24 protein-coding genes are annotated in these 22,173 nt (G+C 71.5%); 14 read left to right on the top strand and 10 right to left on the bottom strand.

All coding sequences use genetic code 11. From position 1 onward, the window contains the following. Positions 1 to 18: 18 nt before the first annotated feature. From ACSBPG_RS10545 to ACSBPG_RS10515, 7 genes are all read right to left on the bottom strand, one after another. A complete protein-coding gene (locus tag ACSBPG_RS10545; RefSeq protein ID WP_435537116.1) occupies positions 19 to 381 on the bottom strand; it encodes a type II toxin-antitoxin system RelE/ParE family toxin in 363 nt (120 codons plus the stop codon). Next, a complete protein-coding gene (locus ACSBPG_RS10540) occupies positions 374 to 673 on the bottom strand; it encodes a type II toxin-antitoxin system ParD family antitoxin (protein WP_435537115.1) in 300 nt (99 codons plus the stop codon). Before ACSBPG_RS10540 ends, ACSBPG_RS10545 begins: the two co-directional genes overlap by 8 nt. Before the next feature lie 76 nt (positions 674 to 749). Continuing rightward, positions 750 to 1,310 (bottom strand): hypothetical protein, encoded by a 561-nt coding sequence (locus tag ACSBPG_RS10535; protein ID WP_435537114.1) that lies wholly within the window; start codon positions 1,308 to 1,310, stop codon positions 750 to 752. Positions 1,311 to 1,390: 80 nt separating this feature from the next. Next, complete coding sequence (locus ACSBPG_RS10530) at positions 1,391 to 2,134, bottom strand: helix-turn-helix domain-containing protein (RefSeq protein WP_435537113.1); 744 nt, start codon at positions 2,132 to 2,134, stop codon at positions 1,391 to 1,393. A 164-nt stretch (positions 2,135 to 2,298) separates the two neighbouring features. After that, positions 2,299 to 2,685 carry a response regulator transcription factor gene (locus ACSBPG_RS10525; RefSeq protein ID WP_435537112.1) on the bottom strand — a complete coding sequence of 129 codons (387 nt, stop codon included), beginning with the start codon at positions 2,683 to 2,685 and terminating at the stop codon, positions 2,299 to 2,301. Positions 2,686 to 2,808: 123 nt separating this feature from the next. Continuing rightward, the gene (fixJ, locus tag ACSBPG_RS10520) at positions 2,809 to 3,459 is read right to left on the bottom strand and encodes a response regulator FixJ (RefSeq protein WP_435537111.1); all 651 of its coding nucleotides are present in this window, start codon (positions 3,457 to 3,459) and stop codon (positions 2,809 to 2,811) included. After that, positions 3,449 to 4,999, bottom strand: a complete 1,551-nt coding sequence (locus ACSBPG_RS10515) for a PAS domain-containing sensor histidine kinase (protein ID WP_435537110.1) — start codon at positions 4,997 to 4,999, stop codon at positions 3,449 to 3,451. Before ACSBPG_RS10515 ends, fixJ begins: the two co-directional genes overlap by 11 nt. A gap of 271 nt (positions 5,000 to 5,270) precedes the next feature. Here ACSBPG_RS10515 and napF point away from each other — a divergent pair, with 271 nt between their 5' ends. The 8 genes from napF (at position 5,271) to ACSBPG_RS10475 (ending at position 13,159) form a co-directional block, all read left to right on the top strand. Continuing rightward, positions 5,271 to 5,789: a ferredoxin-type protein NapF gene (napF, locus tag ACSBPG_RS10510; protein ID WP_435537109.1), complete on the top strand. Its 519-nt coding sequence runs from the start codon at positions 5,271 to 5,273 to the stop codon at positions 5,787 to 5,789. Then, positions 5,780 to 6,103, top strand: a complete 324-nt coding sequence (locus tag ACSBPG_RS10505) for a chaperone NapD (RefSeq protein WP_435537108.1) — start codon at positions 5,780 to 5,782, stop codon at positions 6,101 to 6,103. The genes napF and ACSBPG_RS10505 overlap by 10 nt, the downstream gene beginning before the upstream one ends. Then, on the top strand, positions 6,100 to 8,595 hold the full coding sequence (gene napA / locus ACSBPG_RS10500; RefSeq protein WP_435537107.1) for a nitrate reductase catalytic subunit NapA: 2,496 nt from the start codon (positions 6,100 to 6,102) through the stop codon (positions 8,593 to 8,595). The genes ACSBPG_RS10505 and napA overlap by 4 nt, the downstream gene beginning before the upstream one ends. Positions 8,596 to 8,797: 202 nt before the next feature. Then, the gene (gene napG, locus ACSBPG_RS10495) at positions 8,798 to 9,574 is read left to right on the top strand and encodes a ferredoxin-type protein NapG (protein WP_435537106.1); all 777 of its coding nucleotides are present in this window, start codon (positions 8,798 to 8,800) and stop codon (positions 9,572 to 9,574) included. Next, positions 9,571 to 10,491 (top strand): quinol dehydrogenase ferredoxin subunit NapH, encoded by a 921-nt coding sequence (napH, locus tag ACSBPG_RS10490; protein WP_435537105.1) that lies wholly within the window; start codon positions 9,571 to 9,573, stop codon positions 10,489 to 10,491. The genes napG and napH overlap by 4 nt, the downstream gene beginning before the upstream one ends. Continuing rightward, on the top strand, positions 10,488 to 10,961 hold the full coding sequence (locus ACSBPG_RS10485) for a nitrate reductase cytochrome c-type subunit (protein WP_435537104.1): 474 nt from the start codon (positions 10,488 to 10,490) through the stop codon (positions 10,959 to 10,961). Before napH ends, ACSBPG_RS10485 begins: the two co-directional genes overlap by 4 nt. A gap of 16 nt (positions 10,962 to 10,977) precedes the next feature. Beyond that, positions 10,978 to 11,628, top strand: a complete 651-nt coding sequence (locus ACSBPG_RS10480; RefSeq protein ID WP_435537103.1) for a NapC/NirT family cytochrome c — start codon at positions 10,978 to 10,980, stop codon at positions 11,626 to 11,628. A gap of 421 nt (positions 11,629 to 12,049) precedes the next feature. Further along, a complete protein-coding gene (locus ACSBPG_RS10475; RefSeq protein WP_435537102.1) occupies positions 12,050 to 13,159 on the top strand; it encodes an NAD(P)/FAD-dependent oxidoreductase in 1,110 nt (369 codons plus the stop codon). 74 nt (positions 13,160 to 13,233) lie between these two features. On the opposite strand, the gene ACSBPG_RS10470 is transcribed toward ACSBPG_RS10475, so the two are convergent. Then, entirely contained in the window at positions 13,234 to 13,743 is a 510-nt protein-coding gene (locus ACSBPG_RS10470) for a peptidoglycan-binding domain-containing protein (RefSeq protein WP_435537101.1), read from the bottom strand. Between the two features lie 286 nt (positions 13,744 to 14,029). Here ACSBPG_RS10470 and ACSBPG_RS10465 point away from each other — a divergent pair, with 286 nt between their 5' ends. From ACSBPG_RS10465 to ACSBPG_RS10440, 6 genes are all read left to right on the top strand, one after another. After that, on the top strand, positions 14,030 to 14,524 hold the full coding sequence (locus ACSBPG_RS10465) for an Hsp20 family protein (protein ID WP_435537100.1): 495 nt from the start codon (positions 14,030 to 14,032) through the stop codon (positions 14,522 to 14,524). A gap of 62 nt (positions 14,525 to 14,586) precedes the next feature. Continuing rightward, a complete protein-coding gene (locus tag ACSBPG_RS10460; RefSeq protein ID WP_435537099.1) occupies positions 14,587 to 14,805 on the top strand; it encodes a DUF1150 family protein in 219 nt (72 codons plus the stop codon). 199 nt (positions 14,806 to 15,004) lie between these two features. Further along, positions 15,005 to 16,093, top strand: a complete 1,089-nt coding sequence (locus tag ACSBPG_RS10455; RefSeq protein ID WP_435537098.1) for a hypothetical protein — start codon at positions 15,005 to 15,007, stop codon at positions 16,091 to 16,093. A 20-nt stretch (positions 16,094 to 16,113) separates the two neighbouring features. Further along, positions 16,114 to 16,884, top strand: coding sequence for a phosphatase PAP2 family protein (locus tag ACSBPG_RS10450; protein WP_435537097.1), 771 nt, complete (start codon positions 16,114 to 16,116; stop codon positions 16,882 to 16,884). Between the two features lie 80 nt (positions 16,885 to 16,964). Beyond that, positions 16,965 to 17,345, top strand: coding sequence for a VOC family protein (locus ACSBPG_RS10445; protein WP_435537096.1), 381 nt, complete (start codon positions 16,965 to 16,967; stop codon positions 17,343 to 17,345). Positions 17,346 to 17,429: 84 nt separating this feature from the next. Beyond that, on the top strand, positions 17,430 to 18,110 hold the full coding sequence (locus ACSBPG_RS10440; protein ID WP_435537095.1) for a helix-turn-helix transcriptional regulator: 681 nt from the start codon (positions 17,430 to 17,432) through the stop codon (positions 18,108 to 18,110). Positions 18,111 to 18,148: 38 nt separating this feature from the next. On the opposite strand, the gene acnA is transcribed toward ACSBPG_RS10440, so the two are convergent. Both acnA and ACSBPG_RS10430 read right to left on the bottom strand, forming a co-directional pair. Beyond that, positions 18,149 to 20,845 carry an aconitate hydratase AcnA gene (acnA, locus tag ACSBPG_RS10435; protein WP_435537094.1) on the bottom strand — a complete coding sequence of 899 codons (2,697 nt, stop codon included), beginning with the start codon at positions 20,843 to 20,845 and terminating at the stop codon, positions 18,149 to 18,151. Positions 20,846 to 21,075: 230 nt separating this feature from the next. After that, positions 21,076 to 22,104 (bottom strand): extracellular solute-binding protein, encoded by a 1,029-nt coding sequence (locus tag ACSBPG_RS10430; RefSeq protein ID WP_435537093.1) that lies wholly within the window; start codon positions 22,102 to 22,104, stop codon positions 21,076 to 21,078. Positions 22,105 to 22,173: the final 69 nt, after the last annotated feature.

Genomic DNA, 22,173 nt, shown 5'->3' with positions numbered 1-22,173 from the left:
GATCGACGACGATGTGCCTCAGGCCTCGTCCCCAGGCGGAAGCCAAGCCTGCGGCTCCATCCTTTCGTGGAGCAGTCTGAGCAGTTGCACGACGCGCCCACCGCCGAGCAGACGATAGAACACCACGTGCCGCGGTCGTCGGATGCGCTCGTCGTCGGGCGTCGCACGGCGGCTGTGGCGGATGTGGTAGGCGTACACCCCGTCGCGGCCAGGCACAGGCCTGGCCCCGGTTCGGTTCGGATCGCTTACGATGTCCTTGAGGGCCTGCTTGAGCAGGCCCGCGCAGCGGCGCCGGCCGAGAGGCCCGAAGCCTTCGCCACGTTCCGCCAGGACGCATTCCTGATCCCGTGCGAAGGCGGCGGTGCGTTGCAGGCTACGCACCGGGTCCCGTCTGATCGTGCGCCTCGCCCGCTTCCATGCTCGCAACCACATCGTCGACGAAGCGATCGATGCCGTCGATCTCCGCAACATCACCGCGGTCTGCCTCGGCGATCGCCACGTCGAGCGCGGCGTGCAGCGCCTGGAGGCGCAGGGTTTCTTCGCGCCGGCGCTGTTCGAACAGCCTCAGACCGGCGCGAACGACCTCGCTGGCGTTCTGATGGCGTCCGGAGCTGACCTCCTCGTCGATGAGGCGGTCGAGAGTGTCCGTCAGATTGATGTTCCGTGTCGGCACGGCGGACGCCCCTTGCCTGTCCCTGGAGGAATATTGGCAATCCTTGTCAGAGGGTCGACGCCGAACCAGTCGCCCCTCAGCTCCGCCCCCCCGCCCCCGGGGTCGGGAACAGCGCCGAGGTGATGTCGCCGACGAGGTGGCGCAGCCGGGGATCGTTCGGTCCCTGCGGCTCGTCGAGCCAGCCGGTGGCCGAGGTCAGCGTCCGCCCCTCGCGGCAGAAGGCGGCCTGGACGGTCAGGGTCTCGCCGGTCGGCCGGGTCGGCACCGGACCCATGGCGCACAGCCGGGCGTTCAGGGTCGGCTGCACCGGCTCGAAGACGACGACGACGCGGTAGTCGGGCCGCGCCGAGGAATCGGGCTGGACGGTGGGGTTGGTGCGGATGCCGGCGATGCGCTTGCCCATCACCGTGGTCACGGTCTGCGCCAGCTCCGCCGGGGTGGCGGCGAAGGGATTGCCCTGCACCACCACCCGCAGATCGCGGTCGGCGGCGGCGTAGGCCAGTTCCCCGAAATTGTAGGCGGAGTCCGGCTCGTCGCCGACGACGCGGCTGCCGTCGCAGGCCGCCAGCGCCAGGGCGGCAAGGCCGGCCGCCCCCATCCTGGCCGACCCCTTCTTGAACACTGTCGCCCGCGCCATGCCGCTCCCCGTGGTCGTCCGCTCCGACGCCCTATCTGGGGATGCCGGCGGCCGGCGCCAGCGGGAAAAACGGATGGTGCTCAGGCGCTCTCGGTGGTCTCGGCGAGGCGGCCGCGGTCGACGACCTCGACCATGCCGCCTTCCAGCAGGCGGATGGTGCCGCTGGTCTTCAGCTTGGTGAAGGCGCGCGACACCGTCTCGGTGGTCAGGCCGAGATAGTCGGCGATGTCGCAGCGGCTCATCGGCAGGCGCACCCGGCGGCCGTCGGCCTGGGCCCGCTCGGCCAGGCGCAGCACGAAGGAGGCGACCCGCTCCACCGCCGTCTTGCGGCCCAAGAGCACCATGTGGTCCTGGGCGGCCACCAGTTCGGTGGCGATGCGGGCGCTGAGGCGGCGGGCGAGCGCCGGCTGCGCGTCCATGACCGCCTCGAAGCGGGCCCGCGGGAAGCGTTGCAGGGTGCAGGCGGTCACCGTCTCGGCGGTGTAGAGCTGGCAGGGGCCGAGGGTCAGGCCCATCATGTCGCCGCCCTGGAGGAAGCCGACCACCTGGCGCCGGCCGTCGGGCAGCAGCTTGTAGACGCGGACCATGCCGTCGACCACGCGGTAGACGTCGCCGGCGCTGTCGCCCTCGGCGAACAGCATCGTCTCGCGGTCGGCCACCACCGTCTCGGCGATCGCCTCCAGCGGGTCGCTGGTGCGCGGGTCGGGGAAGGAGACCACGGTGCCGCCGACCGACCGCACGCTGCGGCGGGCCGGGGCCGCCGTCGGCACGAAGGCCGGGCGGGCGGAAACGGCGCTGTCGAGGGTGGCGAGATGAGCGGCCATGGTGGTGTCTCCTGCAATCGGCGGCGGCGCCTCCTTGGGTTCCGCCTCGTTGGTCCCGATCCGAAATCTAGGAGGTTTTGGCCGTTCCGCGTAGTTCGGAACACTACGTAAGGGCGACTACGTATATGACGTCATATTACGTACGCAGTAGCCCTGATGACCCGTCAGGCCACCAGCGCGCTCTCGATGGCGTCGAGCAGCGCATCGTCCTCGAAGGGCTTCTCCAGGACGGTGACGACGCCGGCGTCGCGCACCCGCGCGCTGGTGGCGGCGTCGCTGCGCCCGGTGATGAGGATCACCGGGATGCCGTGGAGATCGGCGCCGTGACGCTCCATGAACTCCAGCCCGCTCATCACCGGCATGTGGAGGTCGAGCAGCAGGCAGCGCTTGGGGCTGTGCGCGCCGGCATCCTTGAAGCCGTCCATGAAGGCGCTGCACGAGGGGTAGTCCTGCACCCGATAGTCGCACGTCTCAAGCAGCGTGCGGACCGAATCGCGGACCGGCTCGTCGTCGTCTATGAGATAGACGAGTTTCTCGTCCGTGCCGTCCAAAACCGCCTCCAGAGCCTACGGGGGTCCGGGGCGCGTGACGTCACCGGAACGGACGGAAAGATAGTCCCCGGACGCCAGGCCAGAAATACGGGTTTCCCCGTACGGCCGCACTCTTGATCGAGATCAGCCCTCCTCGGGGGCGATGCCGGCGGACAGCGACATGCGCACGAGTTGCGGCAGGCTTTCGGCCTGCATCTTCTCCATCACCCGGGCGCGGTGGATCTCCACGGTGCGCGGGCTGATGGACAGGTCGTAGGCGATGATCTTGTTGGACTTGCCGGCCACCATGCCGCGCAGCACGTCGTGCTCGCGCGGCGTCAGGCTGGCGAAGCGGTCCAGCACCTCCGGCGGGCAGGCCGGGGCCGCCGGCACGGGGCCGGCGGGCGGCGGCGCCTCCGCGGCGGCGGCACGGGCCAGCGCCGTGCGCACGCCGGCGATCAGCGTGTCCTCGTCGAACGGCTTCTCGATGAAGTCGACCGCGCCCGACTTCATGGCGCGCACCGCCAGCGGCACGTCGGCGTGCCCGGTGATGACGATCACCGGCTTCGCGTCGCCGCGCCGCGCCAGCGTCTCCTGGAGGTCGAGCCCGCTCATGCCCGGCATGCGCACGTCGGTCACCAGGCAGCCCGGCCGGTCCAGCGCATCGGAGTCGAGGAAGGCGGCCGGCGAGGCGAACCCCTCGACGGCGAAACCGGCGCTCTCCAGCAGGACCAGCAGGGAATCGCGCACCGCGTCGTCGTCGTCGATGACGAAGACCGTCGGATCAGCCGTCATGCTCCGCTCCCTTGTCGCCGTCGGGGATCTCGGCGGACTGCACGGTGAAACGGAACACCGTGCCGCCGTCCGGGTTCGGCTGCGGCCACAGCCGGCCGCCGTGGGCCTCGACGATGGAGCGGCAGATCGACAGCCCCAGCCCCATGCCCTTCTCCTTGGTGGTGATGAAGGGCTGGAAGAGCTGGGTCATCACCGTCGGGTCGATGCCGGGCCCGGTGTCGGACACCGCGACCTCCATCAGGTCCGCCGCACCGTCGTGCGGCCCGGTGGCGATCAGCAGGTCGCGCCGCGCCGACCCGGCCATCGCCTCGGCGGCGTTGCGCACCAGGTTGAGCACCACCTGCTGGATCTGCACCTTGTCGATCAGCACCGGCGGGTCGACGGGGTGGAAGTCGAAGTGGACCCGGATCCCCGTCTCCTTGGCGCCGACCAGGGCCAGGGCGGCCGCCTCCTCCACCACCTTGTTCAGTGGCTCCACCGTGCGCTCGGTGTGGCCCTTCTCGATGAAGGAGCGCAGGCGGCGGATGATCTGCCCGGCCCGCGTCGCCTGGGCCACCGCCTTGTCCATGGTGTCGGCCACCTTCGGCACCGCCGGCCCCTCCAGGGTCGCCAGCATGCGCTTGACCGCCTTGGCGTAGTTGATGACGGCGGTGAGCGGCTGGTTCAGCTCGTGCGCCAGGGTCGAGGCCATCTGCCCCATGGCGCTGACCCGGCTGACGTGCAGCAGCTCCGCCTGCAGCTCCTGCAGGCGCTTCTCCGTGGCCTGGCGTTCGGTGAGGTCGCGCACGAACCCGGTGTAGAGGCGCCGGCCGCCGATCTGCACCTCGCCCACCGCCAGCTCCATGGGGAAGACCGAGCCGTCGGCGCGCCGTCCCGAGACGACGCGGCCGATGCCGATGATCCGCCGCTCGCCGGTGGCGACGTAGCGCGCGAGGTAGGCGTCGTGCTGCTCGCGGTAGGGCGACGGCATCAGCAGGCTGACGTTCTGGCCGGCGATGTCGGCGGCGGCGTAGCCGAACAGCCGTTCCGCCGCCGGGCTGAAGGATTCGACGAGGCCGCGCTCGTCGATGACGATGATGGCGTCGGGCACCGTCTCGAGGATCGAGGTGAGGCGCGCCTCGCGTTCGCGCCGCTCGGCCTCGATGCGCTTGCGCTCGGTCAGGTCGCGGACGATGCCGATGAAGGCCGGCGGCCCGTCCTGCCCGGCCTCGCCCACCGCCAGCTCCATGGGGAAGGTGGAGCCGTCCTTGCGCAGGCCGGTGACCTCGCGGCCGATGCCGATGATCCGCCGCTCGCCGGTCGCGAGGTAGCGCGCGAGGTAGCCGTCGTGCTCCTCGCGGTAGGGCGACGGCATCAGCATCGACACGTTGCGGCCGAGCACCTCCTCCGCCCGCCAGCCGAACAGCCGTTCACATGCCGGGTTGTAATTCTGCACCGCCCCCGCGGCGTCGATCACCATCACGCCGTCGGGCACGGTGTCGATCATCGCCTGGAAACGCGCGAACAAATTGCCGGCACGGTCGCCGTCCTCTCCCCTCACCGTCCTCACCGTTTGCGTGTCGCTCCCACCGGGGCTTAAGCATAGTTGCCTCTCCTGCGGGGTCAACGGCGACCGTGGGAAACGCCCCCGGGAGGGCGGCATGTCCCAGCGGGACAGTGCGGTAAAAATGTCGCGCCGGCCGGCTTGACCAGCGTCAAGCCGGCCCGGGCCCCCGGCATGACACTTCCTCCGACGCCATCGTCCGCCAAGCCGCCGAGCGCCGCGGTCTCGTCCCCTCGGGGACGGGCCGCCAACAGGAGAGACGTGTCCCATGGCCGGGTTCAGCCGCGCCGATCTGTTCCGAGGACGCCGCACCGCCGAGCCGGCGGCGGTCCGCCCGCCCTGGGCGCTCGCCGGTGCGGCCGCCTTCGCCGCCGCCTGCGACGGCTGCGGGCGCTGCGCCGGCGCCTGCCCGGAGCGGATCGTCGGCCGCGACCCCTCGGGCCGGCCGGCGCTGGATTTCGCCACCGCCGGCTGCAGCTTCTGCGGCGCCTGTGCCGACGCCTGCCCGACCGGCGCCCTGGACCGCCGCGGCGGCGGCGCGCCGTGGCGCCTGACGGCGGCGGTCGGCCCGCGCTGCCTCGCCGTCGCATCGGTGGAGTGCCGCGTCTGCGGCGAGCACTGCCCGGCCGGCGCCATCCGCTTCCGCCCGCTGGGGCGCGGGCGCTGGCTGCCCGACATCGACGGCGCCGCCTGCACCGGCTGCGGCGCCTGCGTCGGCCCCTGTCCGACCGGCGCCGTCGCCCTTCGTCCCACCCCAGCCACACAGGAGATGGCCGCATGCGGGTGACCCGCTTCGTCGAGGAGGCCGTCCGCCCGCCCGCCGGGCACACCAGCTGCGGGCACAACGTCTGCGGCGTCCTCGTCCACGCCGATCCGAACCGCCTCGACACCGCCCGCCGCCGCCTGCGGGCACTGCCCGGCGTGGAGATCCACGGCGAGGGCGGCGACGGGCGCCTCGTCGTCACCGTCGAGGACACCGACGAGGCGCCGGCGGCGCTCACCCTGAAGACCCTTGTCGAGATCGAGGGCGTCGCCTCGGCGGCCCTGGTCTACCACCACTGCGAGACGGACGGACCGACGTCCGGGGAGATGCCCTCATGACACTCAACAGGCGCGACTTCGTAAAGGCCAACGCCGTCGCCGCCACCGCCGCGGTGGCCGGCCTGCCGGTCTCGGCCCAGGTGGCGGCCGCCGCCGGGCGCGACGGCATCCGCTGGGACAAGGGAGCCTGCCGCTTCTGCGGCACCGGCTGCGGCGTGCTGGTCGGCGTCAAGGACGGCCGCATCGTCGCCACCCAGGGCGACCCCGACGCCCCCGTCAACCGCGGCCTGAACTGCATCAAGGGCTACTTCCTCTCCAAGATCATGTACGGCGAGGACCGCCTGACCCGGCCGCTGCTGCGCAAGCGCGACGGCAGGTACGCCAAGGACGGGGAGTTCGAGCCGGTCTCCTGGGACGAGGCCTTCGACGTCATGGCGGCGAAGTGGAAGGAGACGCTGAAGGCGTCCGGCCCGACCGCCGTCGGCATGTTCGGCTCCGGCCAGTGGACGATCTGGGAGGGCTACGCCGCCGCCAAGCTCTACAAGGCCGGCCTGCGCTCCAACAACCTCGACCCCAACGCCCGCCACTGCATGGCCTCGGCGGTCGCCGGCTTCATGCGCACCTTCGGCATCGACGAGCCGATGGGCTGCTACGACGACCTGGAGCACGCCGACGCCTTCGTGCTGTGGGGCTCCAACATGGCGGAGATGCACCCCATCCTGTGGTCGCGCCTGACCGACCGGCGCCTCACCCACAAGGGCTGCACGGTGGCGGTGCTGTCGACCTTCGAGCACCGCTCCTACGAGCTGGCCGACATCCCCATCACCTTCGCGCCGCAGACCGACCTGGCGATCCTCAACTTCATCGCCAACCACATCATCCAGACCGGCCGCGTCGACGAGGAGTTCGTCGCCAAGCACCTGAACTTCAAGCAGGGGGTGACCGACATCGGCTACGGCCTGCGCCCCGACCACCCGCTGGAGAAGGATGCCAAGGACACCAAGGACACCAACGCCTCCACCCCGATCGACTTCGCCGCCTTCAAGGCCTTCGTCGCGGAGTACACGGTGGAGAAAGTGGCCAAGCTGTCCGGCGTGCCCGAGGACAAGCTGCTGGCGCTGGCCGAGCTCTACGCCGACCCGGCCGTCAAGGTCGTGTCCTACTGGACCATGGGCTTCAACCAGCACACCCGCGGCACCTGGGCCAACAACCTCGTCTACAACGTGCACCTGCTGACCGGGAAGATCTCCAAGCCCGGCTGCGGCCCCTTCTCGCTGACCGGCCAGCCCTCGGCCTGCGGCACGGCGCGCGAGGTCGGCACCTTCGCCCACCGCCTGCCGGCCGACATGGTGGTGAACAACCCCGAGCATCGCGCCATCGCCGAGCGGATCTGGAAGTTGCCGGAAGGCACGATCCCCGAGAAGGTCGGCTACCACGCCGTGCTGCAGAGCCGGATGCTCAAGGACGGCAAGCTGAACTGCTACTGGACGCTCTGCACCAACAACATGCAGGCCGGGCCCAACGTCAACGACGAGATCTATCCGGGCTGGCGCGACCCGCGGAACTTCGTGGTGGTGTCCGACGCCTACCCCACGGTGTCGGCGCTGTCGGCCGACCTGATCCTGCCGACCGCCATGTGGATGGAGAAGGAGGGCGCCTACGGCAACGCCGAGCGGCGCACCCAGTTCTGGCGCCAGCAGGTCAAGGCGCCGGGCGAGGCGCGCTCCGACCTGTGGCAGATGATGGAGTTCTCCAAGCGCTTCACCGTCGAGGAGGTGTGGCCCGAGGAGCTGCTCGCCAAGACGCCGGAACTGCGCGGCAAGACCCTGTTCGAGGTGCTCTACGCCAACGGCAGCGTCGACAGGTACGGCCTCGACGAGCTGCAGCCCGGCTTCGACAACGACGAGTCCCACGCCTTCGGCTTCTACGTGCAGAAGGGTCTGTTCGAGGAGTACGCCGCCTTCGGCCGCGGTCACGGCCACGACCTCGCCGACTTCGAGCTCTACCACAAGGCGCGCGGCCTGCGCTGGCCGGTGGTCGACGCCAAGGAGACGCTGTGGCGCTTCCGCGAGGGCTACGACCCCTACGTCAAGCCCGGCGAGGGCGTGCGCTTCTACGGCCACAAGGACGGCCGCGCCAACGTCTTCGCCCTGCCCTACCAGCCGGCGGCCGAGAGCCCGGACCAGGAGTTCGACCTGTGGCTGGTCACGGGGCGCGTGCTCGAGCACTGGCACACCGGCTCGATGACCCGGCGCGTGCCGGAGCTGCACCGCGCCTTCCCCAACGCCGTGGTGTTCATGCACCCCGACGACGCGGCGGCCCGCAACCTGCGCCGCGGCATGGTGGTGAAGCTGTCGACCCGGCGCGGCGTGGTGACCACCCGCGTCGAGACGCAGGGGCGCAACAAGCCGCCCAAGGGCGTGGTGTTCATCCCCTTCTTCGACGAGAGCCAGCTCGTCAACAAGCTGACCCTCGACGCCACCTGCCCGATCTCCAAGGAGACGGACTTCAAGAAGTGCGCCTGCAAGGTCGAGAAGACCGAACAGGTGTGAGGCGGCGTGGCCGCACCGGCCCCCCACCCAACCCTCCCCCACTGACGCGGGGGAGGGCTTTCTCCTCCCCCCGCTCTCGGCGGACCAAAGGTCCGCCTGACGCGTCAGCGCAAACCTCCGGTTTGCGCGAGAGCGAAGTGGGGGGAGGTCGGGAGGGGGGATCGACGCGACCGCGCCCCCTTGTCAGCCGGAGTGCTCCCCCATGAGCGCAAGCCACGACAAGCCCGCCCCCGACCGCCGGCGCGTCCTCGCCGGGGCGGTGGCGGCCGCGTGCGGCACCGGATGCCTGGCGCTGCTGCTGGGCCGGGTCGCCGCCCCGGCCCGCAGCCTGGCGGCGACCGCCCTGCGGCCGCCCGGTGCCCTGGCCGAGGCCGACTTCCTGGCAGCGTGCGTGCGCTGCGGCCTGTGCGTGCGCGACTGCCCGTACGACACCCTGCGGCTGGCCGAGCTCGCCGACGAGGCGGCCGCGGGCACGCCCTACTTCGTGGCCCGCGACGTGCCGTGCGAGATGTGCGAGGACATCCCCTGCGTCGCCGCCTGCCCCACCGGAGCGCTGGACCACGCGCTGACGGACATCGACGACGCCCGCATGGGCAGCGCCGTGCTGGTGGGGCACGAGACCTGCCTCAACGCGCTCGGCCTGCGCTGCGACGTCTGCTACCGCGTCTGCCCGCTGATCGACAAGGCGATCACGCTCGAGCTGCGCCACAACGAGCGCACCGGCCGCCACGCCTATCTCATCCCGGTGGTGCACACCGACGTCTGCACCGGCTGCGGCAAGTGCGAGGCGTCGTGCGTGCTGGAGGAGGCCGCCATCAAGGTGCTGCCGAGCGCGCTGGCGCGCGGCCGCATCGGCGAGCACTACCGCCTCGGCTGGGAGGAGCAGCAGCGCCAGGGCAAGTCCCTGGTCGACGGCATCATCGACCTGCCCGACCGCGGCTACACCCCGCCGGCGCTGAACGGGGAGTTCCGGCCATGAGCGCCCCGTCCAAACGGCGGCCGGGACCGGCCGCCATCGCCGCCAAGGGCTGGCTGCGGGCGCACCGCTGGCTGCTCCTGCGCCGCTCCGCCCAGCTCGCCTTCCTCGCCCTGTTCCTCAGCGGGCCGCTGGCCGGCGTCTGGATCACCCGCGGCACGCTGGCGTCGAGCGAGACCCTGGACGTCCTGCCGCTGACCGATCCGCTGATCCTGCTGCAGGCGCTGCTCGCCGGCCACGCGCCGGAGGCGACGGCGCTGCTCGGCGCCGCCCTGGTGCTGGGCGCCTACGCGCTGCTGCGCGGCCGCCTCTACTGCTCCTGGGTGTGCCCGGTCAACCTCGTCACCGACGCCGCGGCGGCGCTGCGCCGCCGCCTCGGCCTCAAGGAGGGCACGGCGCTGAACCGCCGCCTGCGCCTCCACCTCCTGGCGGCGGTGCTGCTGGCGAGCGCGGTGACCGGCGTGGTGGCGTGGGAGGCGGTCAACCCCGTCACCCTGCTGCACCGGGCGCTGGTGTTCGGCACGCTGTTCGCCGGCGGGCTCGCCTGGGCGGTGGTGGCGGCCATCTTCCTGTTCGACCTCGCCGTGGCACCCCGCGGCTGGTGCGGCCACCTGTGCCCGGTCGGCGCCTTCTACGGGCAGCTCGGCCGCTTCGGCCGGCTGGCGGTGGCGGCGCCGCGCCGCGCCGCCTGCGACCACTGCATGGACTGCTTCCAGGTCTGCCCCGAGCCCCACGTCATCGCCCCCGCCCTCAACCCCGCCCTCGACGGGCCCGGCGGCGGCGTCATCCTGTCCCCCGACTGCACCGCGTGCGGGCGCTGCGCCGACGTCTGCCCGCACGACGTGTTCGCCCTCGCCCTGCGCCTTCCCCATGGGCCGGCGGCCGGCGCGCAGCCCCTTCGCCAAGGAGATCCCACGTGAAAACCCCCATGACGTTCATCGCCGCGGCGGCCGGACTGGCGCTGGTGTCCGCCATCGCCCTGACCTCCGGGGCCCTGCCGGCCGGTGCGCTGGCCGACGAGGTGCAATCGCTGCGCGGCGCGGTCGAGGTGCCGGCCACCGACCAGGCGCCGGCCATCACCGTCTTCAAGTACCAGGAGGGCGGCGCCTACAGCCGCAACTTCCGCCAGCAGCCGCCGCTGATCCCGCACCGCGTCGAGAAGTACCAGATCGACCGCAACGTCAACCAGTGCATGACCTGCCACGACTGGTCGACGGCCAAGCGCATGATGGCGCCGCAGATCAGCGAGACCCACTACGTCGACCGCGAGGGCAACCGCCTCGACACCGTGGCCGGCACCCGCTGGTTCTGCACCCAGTGCCACGTCCCGCAGACCGACGCCAAGCCGCTGGTGGACAACGCGTTCGCCCCGGCGCCGACGATCCGCTGACGAAGGAGCACGGGCCATGACCACCGAAACCCGCGACGCCGGCGGCACCGCCGCCGCCCGGCCGGGCCGCCTCGCCCGCCTGTGGCACGCGCTCTGGCGCCCCTCGCTGCGCTGGTCGCTGGGCGTCCTGCTGATCGCCGGCGCCGTCGGCGGCGTGCTGTTCTGGGGCGGCTTCAACTGGGCAATGGAGGCGACCAACAACGAGGCCTTCTGCGTCTCCTGCCACGAGATGCGCGACAACGTCTACGTCGAGTACCGCGGCAGCGTCCACGACAGCAACCCGTCGGGGGTGCGCGCCACCTGTCCCGACTGCCACGTGCCCAAGGACTGGACCCACAAGGTGATCCGCAAGATCCAGGCGTCCAAGGAGCTCTATCATCACGTCCTCGGCTCGATGCAGACCACCGAGGACTTCGAGGCGCAGCGCCTGCGGCTGGCCGGCAACGTCTGGCGGACGATGAAGGCCACCGATTCCCGGGAATGCCGCAACTGCCACAACTTCCGCGCCATGGACGTCGCCCTGCAGGGCGAGCGCGCCCGCCACCTGCACCTGGCCGCCCAGGACAAGGGGCAGACCTGCATCGACTGCCACAAGGGCATCGCCCACAACCTGCCGGCCGGCGCCCTGGAGGCGGCGCGGGCCCTGGACGGCGAGGCGGCACGCTGAACCGGACGCCGGCCTCAGCGCGGACCGGCGGGCGCGCCGCGCCCCCGGCCGCGGCACGCTGCATCTCCTCCAGGCCCACCGGCGCCCGGCCAGGCCGTTTGAGAACGCCGCGCGCCGCCGCCACCTCCGGCTCGGCACGCATGGATCGCAGTTCGGCCCGCCCGTCGGGGCGCAGCGTGACGCTCACCCGGTCGCCGGGCGCAATCCCCAGATGAACGAGCACCGCTCGCCGCAGGGTGATCTGGCCTTTCGCCGTCACCGTCAGTTCGATGCTCTTGATGCCCCCCCGACATACGGTCCATTGATGACAAGGCAAGGCACGTTCAACCTTACGCCAAGTCACCCGTGCGGGTCTCCCTTGCGCCGCGGCGCCGAATCCGCACAGTCTGCGCCCTCTGCGGAATTCCGGAAGGGCGGGGCGATGGACCGCGTCGACTGCGTGGTGGTGGGGGCCGGGGTGGTCGGGCTGGCGGTGGCGCGGCGGCTGGCCATGAGCGGGCGCGAGGTGGTGGTCCTGGAAGCCGCCGAGGCGATCGGCACCGGCACCAGCTCGCGCAACTCCGAGGTCATCCACGCCGGCATCTACTATCCCGCGGGCTCGCTGAAGGCGCGGCTGTGCGTGGCCGGCCGCGACGCGCTGTACGCCTACTGCGCCGGGCGCGGCATCGCCCACCGCCGGCTCGGCAAGCTGATCGTCGCCACCGACGAGGAGCAGGTCGCGAATCTCGCGGCGATCCGCCGCCAGGCCGCCGCCAACGGCGTCGACGACCTGCAGAGCCTCGACGCCGGCGCCGTCCGCGCCCTGGAGCCGGACCTGCACGCGGTGGCCGCCCTGCTGTCGCCGTCCACCGGCATCGTCGACAGCCACGGCCTGATGCTGGCCCTGCAGGGCGAGGCGGAGGGGCACGGCGCGATGGTCGCCTTCCACAGCCCGCTCCTCGGCGCCCGCGTCGCCGGGCGGGGCCTGGAGGTCGCGGTCGGCGGAGCCGAGCCCATGCGGCTCGCCTGCACCGTCCTGGTGAACGCGGCCGGGCTGGGCGCCTGGCGCGTGGCGCGGGCGGTCGAGGGCCTGCCCGCCGCGGCGGTGCCGCCGCAGCATCTCGCCAAGGGCAACTACTACGCGCTGGGCCACGGCCGCGCGCCGTTCCGGCACCTCGTCTACCCCGTGCCGGAGGACGGCGGCCTGGGCGTCCACCTGACCCTCGACCTGGCCGGCCAGGCGCGCTTCGGCCCCGACGTGGAATGGCTGGCGGGCGCCGACTACGACCACACGGTCGACCCGCGCCGCGCCGACCGCTTCTACGCGAGCATCCGCCGCTACTGGCCGGGGCTGCCCGATGCGGCGCTGGTGCCGGCCTATTGCGGCATCCGCCCCAAGCTGTCCGGCCCCGGCGCGCCGGCCGCCGACTTCCTCGTCCAGGGGCCGCGCGACCACGGCGTTCCCGGCCTGGTCAACCTGTTCGGCATCGAGTCGCCGGGTCTGACCGCCTGCCTGGCGCTCGCCGATGCGGTGGCCATGGCCCTGGAATGACACGACGCCCGCCGGTGTCCCGGCGGGCGTCGGTCGCTGTGTCCCAAGCGCCGCGGACGATGCGGCGCGGACGCTTACTGCGAGTCGGGGGTGGACGGGTGGACGGCGCCCGAGCTGTTGCCGCTCACCGCCTCGCCCTCGCGGCCGGTCAGCGACGGCGCCTCGGACTTGCCGCTCATGCCGGTCAGGCCGGACGTGCCGGTGCCCACCGACGGGCCGGCGCTGCCGCCCGAGCCGTAGCTGTTGGACGAGAACGAGCCGCCGGCGCTCTGCTCCAGGGCGGCGATGGTGCCCTTGTCGGGCAGGCCGGTCACCGGCAGCCCCTGCGAGCGCTGGAAATCGGACAGCGCGGCCTCGGTCTCGTCGCCCCAGCGGCCGTCGACGGTCACCTCGTGACCGGCGTTGTTGAGGGCGTTCTGCATGTCGCGGACCTCGATCTCGGTGAGGGCCGTGTCCGGCGAAACACCGGTGGTCACCACGTCGGCGCTCGTGCCCATGCTGCTGCTGCCGGCGGCGAGGGCGACGCCCGAAACGGACAGGGCACCGGCGGCCGCGGCGGCCAGGATGATACGGCGTGCACGCATGACTGCATTCCTCCAGTCGACAAAAACGGTACCGCCCCTCCAGCCGTGAGATGGCCGGCGGCGGTGAGCGAAGGGACAACAAGCGGCGGGGCGGATGTCGTCGGCTCTCTTTGGGGTTACGCTCGAAGGGACAGGTGGCGGGCGGCCCGACCTTGACCGCCCGGGTGGATCCCCCCATCTATTGGAGCGACGGCGGCGCCGGGTGGGCCCGGGCCGCCGTGACACGCACCGGGCGCCGCTGAAATGGGCCCTCCTGCAACTCGCTCGCTTCCGAGGAGGATGCGCCATGTCGACTCGCCTCTCACTCTTCAACAGCCCGCTGCTGCTCGGCTTCGACCAGTTCGAACGCACCCTCGACCGCATCGCCAAGAACTCGGCCGAGGGCTATCCGCCCTACAACATCGAGCAGATCGGCGACGATGGCCTGCGCATCACCCTGGCGGTGGCCGGCTTCACCAACGACGACCTGTCGGTGCAGATCGAGGACAACCAGCTCGTGATCCGCGGCCGCCAGCAGGACGACAAGACGCGCGTGTTCCTGCACCGCGGCATCGCCGCCCGGCAGTTCCAGCGCAGCTTCGTGCTCGCCGAGGGAATCGAGGTCGTCGGCGCCACCCTGGACAACGGCCTGCTCAACATCGACCTGGTGCGGCCGATGCCCGAGCCCAAGGTGCGCACGATCGCCATCAAGCAGGCGGGCAAGGCGGGCGGCCGCGCCGCCGGGCCGCAGCAGATCGACGTCGCCCCCGAACCCGCGTCCTCCGCCCCGCCGGAGGCGTGACGGGCCGGTACCCCCCGGCGCTCCGCCCCGCAAGAGACACCTTTCGACGAAAAGAGTCCGACATGAACACGGCCACCCAGACCCTGCACCTCCTCTCGGCCGAGGACTTCGCCGCCTTCGGCGTCGACCACGTCGCTTATATCAAGCGGGTCGAAGCCGACGGTGCCGTCACCTTCGCCGTGCACGCCGCCGACGGCACGCCGCTCACCGTGCTGCCCGATCGCGACATCGCCTTCGCCGCCGTGCGCCAGCACGACATGGAGCCGGTCAGCGTCCATTGAGCGCGCCGGCGGGTCCGCCCGAACGGGGCGGGCTGCGTCCGTACGCCGCCAGGGTTGAGGCTCCGGGGGTTTGCCGTGCATAGTTGCGGCGTGCGATATTGATACGCACGCTGTCATGCGCCGGCGGCGCCCGCCGGCCCGCCGGAAGCCATCCGGACGGTGCGGCGTGCGGCTGGACGGGGGGATGGGGAGAGTGGTCGTGGATGGCGGTCAGACGTCGAGCGAACCGGACATCCGCGACGACGAGCAGGCCGCCGCCGGCAAGCGGCCGCGCGCGGCGTGGGACGACGAGGCCCGCGATGCCCTGCACATCCTGCCCCTCTCGGCCATCCCGCTGGAAACGCCCGGCCTGCAGCACGCGCGCCTGATCAAGAACGTCCGCCTGCAGACCGTCATCGAGATGTTCAACGACGTCCAGACCGGCAGCGGCCAGGTGACGCCGCACCAGGTGGGCGTCTATTTCGAATCCTACAAGGACGAGTTCGAGCGCGATCTGGTCAAGATCGACCGCATCGCCCAGGCCGCCAGCTTCGACGTCTACACCTCGCGCATCGAGCTGCGCCGGCTCAACATCAAGGTCAACGACCATCAGGCGCTGACCCTGTCCGCCAAGAAGCGGGCGGAGCTGACGCAGTACATGCGCGTCTTCACCCGCCCGCTGATCGAATACGTCTACGGCGGCGACGAACTGCAGATCGGCGACGTCGATGACCTCATCGGCATGTTCGCCAATCCCAACCGCGAGGACGCCCTGCGCAACCTGCGCACGATGGCCGACCGCCTCGACATCGGGCTGATGGACATCCCCAACTTCCTGGAGGACTACGGCGACATCTTCCTGTCGCTGGCCTATTTCCGCAAGTGCCTGGACGCCATCGTCCCCGAGGTCCAGCGCTTCCTCACCTGGGTCTCCGAAGTGCGCGGCTCCGCCGAGATCAAGCGCGACTTCCGCCAGAGCAAGATGCTCGACGACATCGCCCGCGACCTCACCGACATCTCCACCTCGATCACCGGCCGGTTCGAGAGCTTCGACAACCGCACCAAGGACTTCTGGCGCGACATCAACGCCGACACGTTCCGCTCGATTCGCGAGCTCATCACCTCCCACCACGTCACCATCGGCGGCGTGCTGTGCGGCCTGGCGGTGAAGATGGACCTGTGGAAGACCCGGTTCGCGCGCGGCGGCGGCGGCCCCAACCGCCGGCTGGAATTCATCAAGTCGGAGATCCTGCCCGGGCTGTCGCACATCAAGTCGCTGGAAAACTCGGCCCGCGTGGCCCGGGTGTGAGGGACCGGAGGCGCATCCCGATGACCGCTTCCCCCGACGCCGGCGACCGCTGGGCACACCTGCGCCGCTGGTTCGCCCGCATCCCCTATGCCGAGCGGATCGGCCTCGGCACCCTGGTGCTGCTGCTGCTGGCGGCGGGAAGCATCTGGTCGTTCGTCGTGCTGGCCGACGAGGTGGCCGAGGGCGAGACCCAGGCCTTCGACCGCGCCGTCCTGCTGGCCCTGCGCACCGCCCAGGACCCGTCCGACCCGCTGGGGCCGCGCTGGCTGGAGGAGCTGGGGCGCGACATGACGGCGCTCGGCAGCATGGGCTTCCTCACCCTGCTGACCCTGGCGGTGATCGGCTACCTGGCGATGCGCCGGCTGTGGCGGGCCATCGCGCTCCTGGTGGTGTCGGTGGGCGGCGGCATGCTGGTCAGCACCGTGCTGAAGATGGTGTTCGAACGGCCGCGACCCGACCTCGTGCCGCACGGCGCCTACGTCTACACCGCCAGCTTCCCCAGCGGCCATTCGATGATGTCGGCGGTGACCTACCTGACCCTCGGCGCGCTGCTGGCGCGCATCGAGCCGAACCCGCGCATCAAGGCCTACGTCCTCACCATGGCGGCGGTCGTCGCCGTGCTGGTCGGCATCAGCCGGGTCTATCTCGGCGTCCACTGGCCGACCGACGTGCTGGCGGGATGGACGGTGGGCGCCGGCTGGGCGCTCGCGGTGTGGCTGGTGGCGCGCTGGCTGCAGCGCCACGGCGAGGTGGAACGGGCCAACGGCGCAAGCAACGGCGAAACCTCCTGACACCACGCTGTCAGGAGGGGGGTGGTAGAGAAGGGGCGTGCCGGCACGCGACCCACCCACAGCAGCGAAGGACCGCTCCGATGACCACCGCCAACGTCGCCGTCTGGTTCGAGATACCGGCCAGCGATTTCGCCCGCGCCGTCCGCTTCTACGAAACCGTCTTCCAGGTCCGCCTCGTCGAGGAGCGCTGCCCGCGGACCGGCACCGTGATGGGCATCTTTCCCGCCGAAGGGGCGGCGGTGAAGGGCTGCGTCGTCGCCGGCGAGGGCTACGTGCCCGGCGCCACGGGCAGCGTCGTCTATCTCAACGGCGGGGACGATCTGGCCGGGCCGCTGTCGCGGGTCTGGGAGGCGGGCGGCCGCGTCGTCGTGCCGAAGACGTTGATCGACGAGTCGATCGGCCATTATGCCCAGTTCACCGACAGCGAGGGCAACCGGATCGGCCTGCACTCGCTGCGGTAGGCAAGTCCACGACCTCGTCGTAGGCTCCGGCGGGCCGGGCCGGGGGTCCGGCCCGCCCTTCCCTTTCCCGCACCGAGGCCCCCCGTGCGCCGCGCCGACCGCCTGTTCCAGATCGTGCAGATCCTCCGCAAGGGGCGGCTCGTCACCGCGGCGACGCTCGCCCGCGGGCTGGAGGTGTCGGAACGCACCATCTACCGCGACCTGCGCGACCTCGCCGCGTCGGGCGTGCCGGTGGAGGGCGAGGCCGGCGTCGGCTACATCCTGCGCGAGGGCTACGACCTGCCGCCGCTGATGTTCACCCACGACGAGATCGAGGCGCTGGTGGTGGGGGCGCGGCTGGTCGGCGCCTGGGCCGGCGGCGCCCTGGCCGACGCGGCGGCGCAGGCGCTGGAGAAGATCGAGGCGGCGGTGCCCGACCGCCGCCGCGGCGACCTCACGGCGTCGCGCCTGTTCGCCCCCGACTTCGCCATCCCGCGCGAGCTGGGCGAGCGTCTGGACACGGTGCGGCGGGCGATCAACGCGCGGCGCGCCATCGCCTTCGCCTACACGCGCGAGGACGGCGGCACCGCCACCCGCTCGGTGCGGCCGCTCGGCCTGTTCTTCTGGGGCAAGGTGTGGACGCTGGCCGGCTGGTGCGAGCTGCGCGACGACTTCCGCACCTTCCGGATCGACCGCATGGCCGGCCTGCTGGTGCTCGACCGCGGCTTCGCCGAGACGCCCGGCCAGGGGCTGGAGGACTACATCGCCCGCTGCCGCCCGGCGTGACGGCGCGGCGGCGGCCCGGCGCCGCCGCCGCGCCGGACCTACGCCGCCTGGGCCAGGTGGCGCAGGACGAAGTTCAGCACGCCGCCGTTGCGGTAGTATTCGACCTCGTCCAGCGTGTCGATGCGGCAGAGCAGCGTCACCGTCTCGGTGCTGCCGTCGGCCCGGGTGATGGTCATCGTCACGTCCTGGCGCGGCTTCAGCCCGGCGGCGATGCCGGCGATGTCGAAGGTCTCGCTGCCGTCGAGCCCGAGGGTCTGGCGCGTCGCCCCATCCTTGAACTGCAGCGGCAGAACGCCCATGCCGACCAGGTTGGAGCGGTGGATGCGCTCGAAGCTCTCGGCGATCACCGCCCTGATGCCGAGCAGCATGGTGCCCTTGGCCGCCCAGTCGCGGGACGAGCCGGTGCCGTACTCCTTGCCGGCGACGACCACCAGCGGCACGCCCTCCTCGGCGTAGCGCATGGCCGCGGTGTAGATCGGCATCCGCTCGCCCGAGGGGAAGTGCCTGGTCTCGCCGCCCTCGACGCCGGGCAGCAGCTCGTTGCGGATGCGGATGTTGGCGAAGGTGCCGCGCATCATCACTTCGTGGTTGCCGCGGCGCGAGCCGTAGGAGTTGAAGTCCTGCGGCCGCACCTGGTGGCTCAGCAGGTACTCGCCGGCCGGGCTGGTCTTCTTGATGGAGCCGGCGGGCGAGATGTGGTCGGTGGTGATGGAATCGCCGAGCAGCGCCAGCAGCCGCGCGCCGGCGACGTCCTCGGCGGGCTTGGGCGTGCGCGGCATGTCGGCGAACAGGGGCGGCAGCTTCACGTAGGTGGACCCGGCCTGCCACTGGTAGGTCTGGCCCTCGGCGGTGGCGATGGACTGCCACTCCGCCGGCCCCTTGAAGACGTCGGAGTAGCGGGCGCGGAACATCTCCGGCGTGACGTTGGCGGCGATCGCCTCGTTCACCTCCCGGGTGGTCGGCCAGATGTCCTTGAGGTAGACCGGCTGGCCGTCGTGGCCGGTGCCGATCGGGTCCCGCGTCAGGTCGACGTGCATGTTGCCGGCCAGCGCGTAGGCGACGCAGAGCGGCGGCGACGCCAGGTAGTTGGCCCGCGTGTGCGGGTTGACGCGGCCCTCGAAGTTGCGGTTGCCCGACAGCACCGCGGCGACCACCAGGTTGCCCTCCTCCACGGCGGCGGCGATCGGCTCCGGCAGCGGGCCGGAGTTGCCGATGCAGGTGGTGCAGCCGTAGCCGGCCAGCGCGAAGCCCAGCTTGTCCAGGTAGGGCTGCAGCCCGGCCTTCGTCAGGTAGTCGGTCACCACCTGGGAGCCGGGGGCGAGCGAGGTCTTGACCCACGGCTTGGTCGCCAGCCCCTTCTCGACCGCCTTCTTGGCGACGAGGCCGGCCGCCATCAGCACCGCCGGGTTGGAGGTGTTGGTGCAGGAGGTGATGGCGGCGATCACCACCGCCCCCTGCTCCAGCGCGTGGTCCGTCCCCTCGACCTTGACGGCGCGGGCGGGGTCCTCGGCCTTGAAGGTCTCGGTCAGGTCCTTGGCGAAGGAGGCGGCGACGCCGGACAGCGCGATGCGGTCCTGCGGGCGCCGCGGGCCGGCCAGCGAGGGCTCGACGTCGCCGAGGTCGAGGTCGAGGGTGTCGGAGAACACCGGGTCGGCGGCGCCGGCCTCGCGCCACATGCCCTGGGCCTTGGCGTAGGCCTCCACCAGCGCCACCCGCTCCGGGTCGCGGCCGCTGAAGGTGAGATAGCGCAGGGTCTCGGCGTCGACCGGGAAGATGCCGCAGGTGGCGCCGTACTCCGGCGCCATGTTGCCGATGGTGGCGCGGTCGGCGAGCGACAGATGGTCGAGGCCGGGGCCGAAGAACTCCACGAACTTGCCGACCACGCCCTTCCTGCGCAGCATCTGGGTGACCGTCAGCACCAGGTCGGTGGCGGTCGAGCCCTCCTTCAGGCGGCCGGTCAGCTTGAAGCCGATGACCTCGGGGATCAGCATGGAGATGGGCTGGCCGAGCATGGCGGCTTCCGCCTCGATGCCGCCGACGCCCCAGCCCAGCACGCCCAGGCCGTTGACCATGGTGGTGTGGCTGTCGGTGCCGACCAGGGTGTCGGGGTAGGCGACGGTGCGGCCGGCGGGGTCGCGGTCGGTCCACACGGTCTGCGCCAGGTATTCCAGGTTCACCTGGTGGCAGATGCCGGTGCCGGGCGGCACCACGCGGAAATTGTCGAAGGCCTTCTGGCCCCAGCGCAGGAAGGCGTAGCGCTCGTGGTTGCGCTCGAACTCCATCTCGACGTTGCGCTTGAAGGCGTCCGGGCTGCCGAAATAGTCGACCATCACGGAATGGTCGATGACCAGGTCGACCGGCACCAGCGGGTTGATCTTCTTGGGATCGCCGCCGAGGTCGGCCATCGCCTCGCGCATCGCGGCGAGATCGCAGACGGCCGGCACGCCGGTGAAGTCCTGCATCAGCACGCGCGCCGGGCGGTAGGCGATCTCGCGGTCGCAGCGCTTGTCCTTCAGCCAGGCGGCCAGCGCCTTGACGTCGTCGACCGTCACCGAGCGCCCGTCCTCGAAACGCAGAAGATTTTCGAGCAGGACCTTCATCGAGAACGGCAGCCGCGACACGTCGCCCAGTCCGGCGGCCTGCGCCGCCTCGAGGCTGAAGTAATCGTAAGTCTTGCCGCCTGCGGTCAGCGTCCGGCGGGTGTTCAAACTGTCCTGACCGGTGAACGTCGTCACGGGAACGCCTCCTTCTCTTCGGTGGGGCTTCTTCGATGGGCTCCGATTCGGCCTCCCGCGGTGAGAGGCGGTGGCAGCCGGAACCGCTGCCGTCACGACGGTGATATGGCGCGGTCCGAGCCGGAATCAAAGGGACGGGCGGCGCGCCGCCGCCGCATGGCAGCGGCACGCGCATCGGCCGTTGCCGGGGCGCTCCGGCGCTCCCGCCGCCGGGACGCCCCGGCGCGGCGTCAGCGCCGCAGCTCCCGCAGCACCGGGTCCCAGACCTGGGCGTAGAGGCCGAGCTGCTCGCTGTCGCAGGAGCGGAAGAAGCGGATGCGCACGTGCGACGGCACGATCACCTCCGGCGCGTTCAGCAGGTCGGCGTCCATCCACGCGTCGGAGCCGCGCACCGCGTTGGCGTAGCGGGTGAAGTTGCTTTGCAGCGCGGCGTTCTCCGGCTCCAGCATGAAGTCGATGAAGCGCAGCGCCTCCGCCCGGTGCGCCGCCCCCTTCGGCACCACCAGCGTGTCGGACCAGATGATCAACCCCTCCTTGGGGTAGAGGTAGCGCAGGCTCGGCCTGCGCTCGCGCGCCTTCAGCGCGTCGCCGTTCCAGGCGATGCCGACGGCGATGCGGCCGCTGGCCAGCGCGTCGGCGGCGTCGGAGATGGTGTAGGTCCGCTCCGCCGCCAGCAGCGGCCGCACCAGCGCCAGCGCCTGTTCGAGGTGGGCCGGGTCCGAAGTGCACTGGGGCAGCCCGAGGTGCAGCAGCGCCAGGCGCAGCGTCTCCTCCGCGCCGACCAGGAAGCCGGTCTTGTCCTTCAGCGCCGCCGGCGGGTCGAACAGCAGCGAGACGCTGTCCAGCGGTCCCGACCACTGGTCGGTGTCGACCACCAGCGAGGTGGTGCCCCAGAGGAAGGGAACGCTCCATTCGTTCTTGCGGTCGTAGGGCGGCGACCGCCAGCCGTCGAGGATGTTGGCGTAGCCGGGCAGGCGGGAGGCGTCGATCTGGTCGAGCAGGCCCTCGCGGGCGAGGATCGGGATCTCGTAGTCGGCCGGGTTGACGAGGTCGTAGGCCGTGGGATCGGCCCGGAACTTCTCGCGCATCTCGGAGATCGAGACCACGGGGTCGACGACGATCCGGATGCCGGTCTCCCGGGCGAACTTCTCCACCACCGCCGGCGCCAGATAGTCGGCCCAGGTCAGCAGCCGGATCTCCGCCGCGCGCGACGGCATGGCCAGAAGAACCCCCAGCACCACCAGAAATGCCCGAAGCATACCTTTGCGCCTCCGGTCACACGAGTTTTCAGATGATCCTTGCTCTTGGGATGATACAATCTTACGCGC

It is taken from the genome of Azospirillum sp. ST 5-10 (assembly GCF_051225715.1).
Classification (GTDB): Bacteria; Pseudomonadota; Alphaproteobacteria; order Azospirillales; family Azospirillaceae; genus Azospirillum.
This window is presented reverse-complemented; position numbering and strand designations above follow the sequence as displayed.

Excerpts from the sequence above, each read along its gene's own strand:
- ACSBPG_RS10535 (WP_435537114.1), bottom strand. The coding sequence starts at position 1,310 with ATGGCGCGGGCGACAGTGTTCAAGAAGGGGTCGGCCAGGATGGGGGCG.
- ACSBPG_RS10530 (WP_435537113.1), bottom strand. The coding sequence starts at position 2,134 with ATGGCCGCTCATCTCGCCACCCTCGACAGCGCCGTTTCCGCCCGCCCG.
- fixJ (WP_435537111.1), bottom strand. The coding sequence starts at position 3,459 with ATGACGGCTGATCCGACGGTCTTCGTCATCGACGACGACGACGCGGTG.
- napF (WP_435537109.1), top strand. The coding sequence starts at position 5,271 with ATGGCCGGGTTCAGCCGCGCCGATCTGTTCCGAGGACGCCGCACCGCC.
- ACSBPG_RS10505 (WP_435537108.1), top strand. The coding sequence starts at position 5,780 with ATGCGGGTGACCCGCTTCGTCGAGGAGGCCGTCCGCCCGCCCGCCGGG.
- napA (WP_435537107.1), top strand. The coding sequence starts at position 6,100 with ATGACACTCAACAGGCGCGACTTCGTAAAGGCCAACGCCGTCGCCGCC.
- napG (WP_435537106.1), top strand. The coding sequence starts at position 8,798 with ATGAGCGCAAGCCACGACAAGCCCGCCCCCGACCGCCGGCGCGTCCTC.
- napH (WP_435537105.1), top strand. The coding sequence starts at position 9,571 with ATGAGCGCCCCGTCCAAACGGCGGCCGGGACCGGCCGCCATCGCCGCC.
- ACSBPG_RS10480 (WP_435537103.1), top strand. The coding sequence starts at position 10,978 with ATGACCACCGAAACCCGCGACGCCGGCGGCACCGCCGCCGCCCGGCCG.
- ACSBPG_RS10475 (WP_435537102.1), top strand. The coding sequence starts at position 12,050 with ATGGACCGCGTCGACTGCGTGGTGGTGGGGGCCGGGGTGGTCGGGCTG.
- ACSBPG_RS10470 (WP_435537101.1), bottom strand. The coding sequence starts at position 13,743 with ATGCGTGCACGCCGTATCATCCTGGCCGCCGCGGCCGCCGGTGCCCTG.
- ACSBPG_RS10465 (WP_435537100.1), top strand. The coding sequence starts at position 14,030 with ATGTCGACTCGCCTCTCACTCTTCAACAGCCCGCTGCTGCTCGGCTTC.
- ACSBPG_RS10460 (WP_435537099.1), top strand. The coding sequence starts at position 14,587 with ATGAACACGGCCACCCAGACCCTGCACCTCCTCTCGGCCGAGGACTTC.
- ACSBPG_RS10450 (WP_435537097.1), top strand. The coding sequence starts at position 16,114 with ATGACCGCTTCCCCCGACGCCGGCGACCGCTGGGCACACCTGCGCCGC.
- ACSBPG_RS10445 (WP_435537096.1), top strand. The coding sequence starts at position 16,965 with ATGACCACCGCCAACGTCGCCGTCTGGTTCGAGATACCGGCCAGCGAT.
- ACSBPG_RS10430 (WP_435537093.1), bottom strand. The coding sequence starts at position 22,104 with ATGCTTCGGGCATTTCTGGTGGTGCTGGGGGTTCTTCTGGCCATGCCG.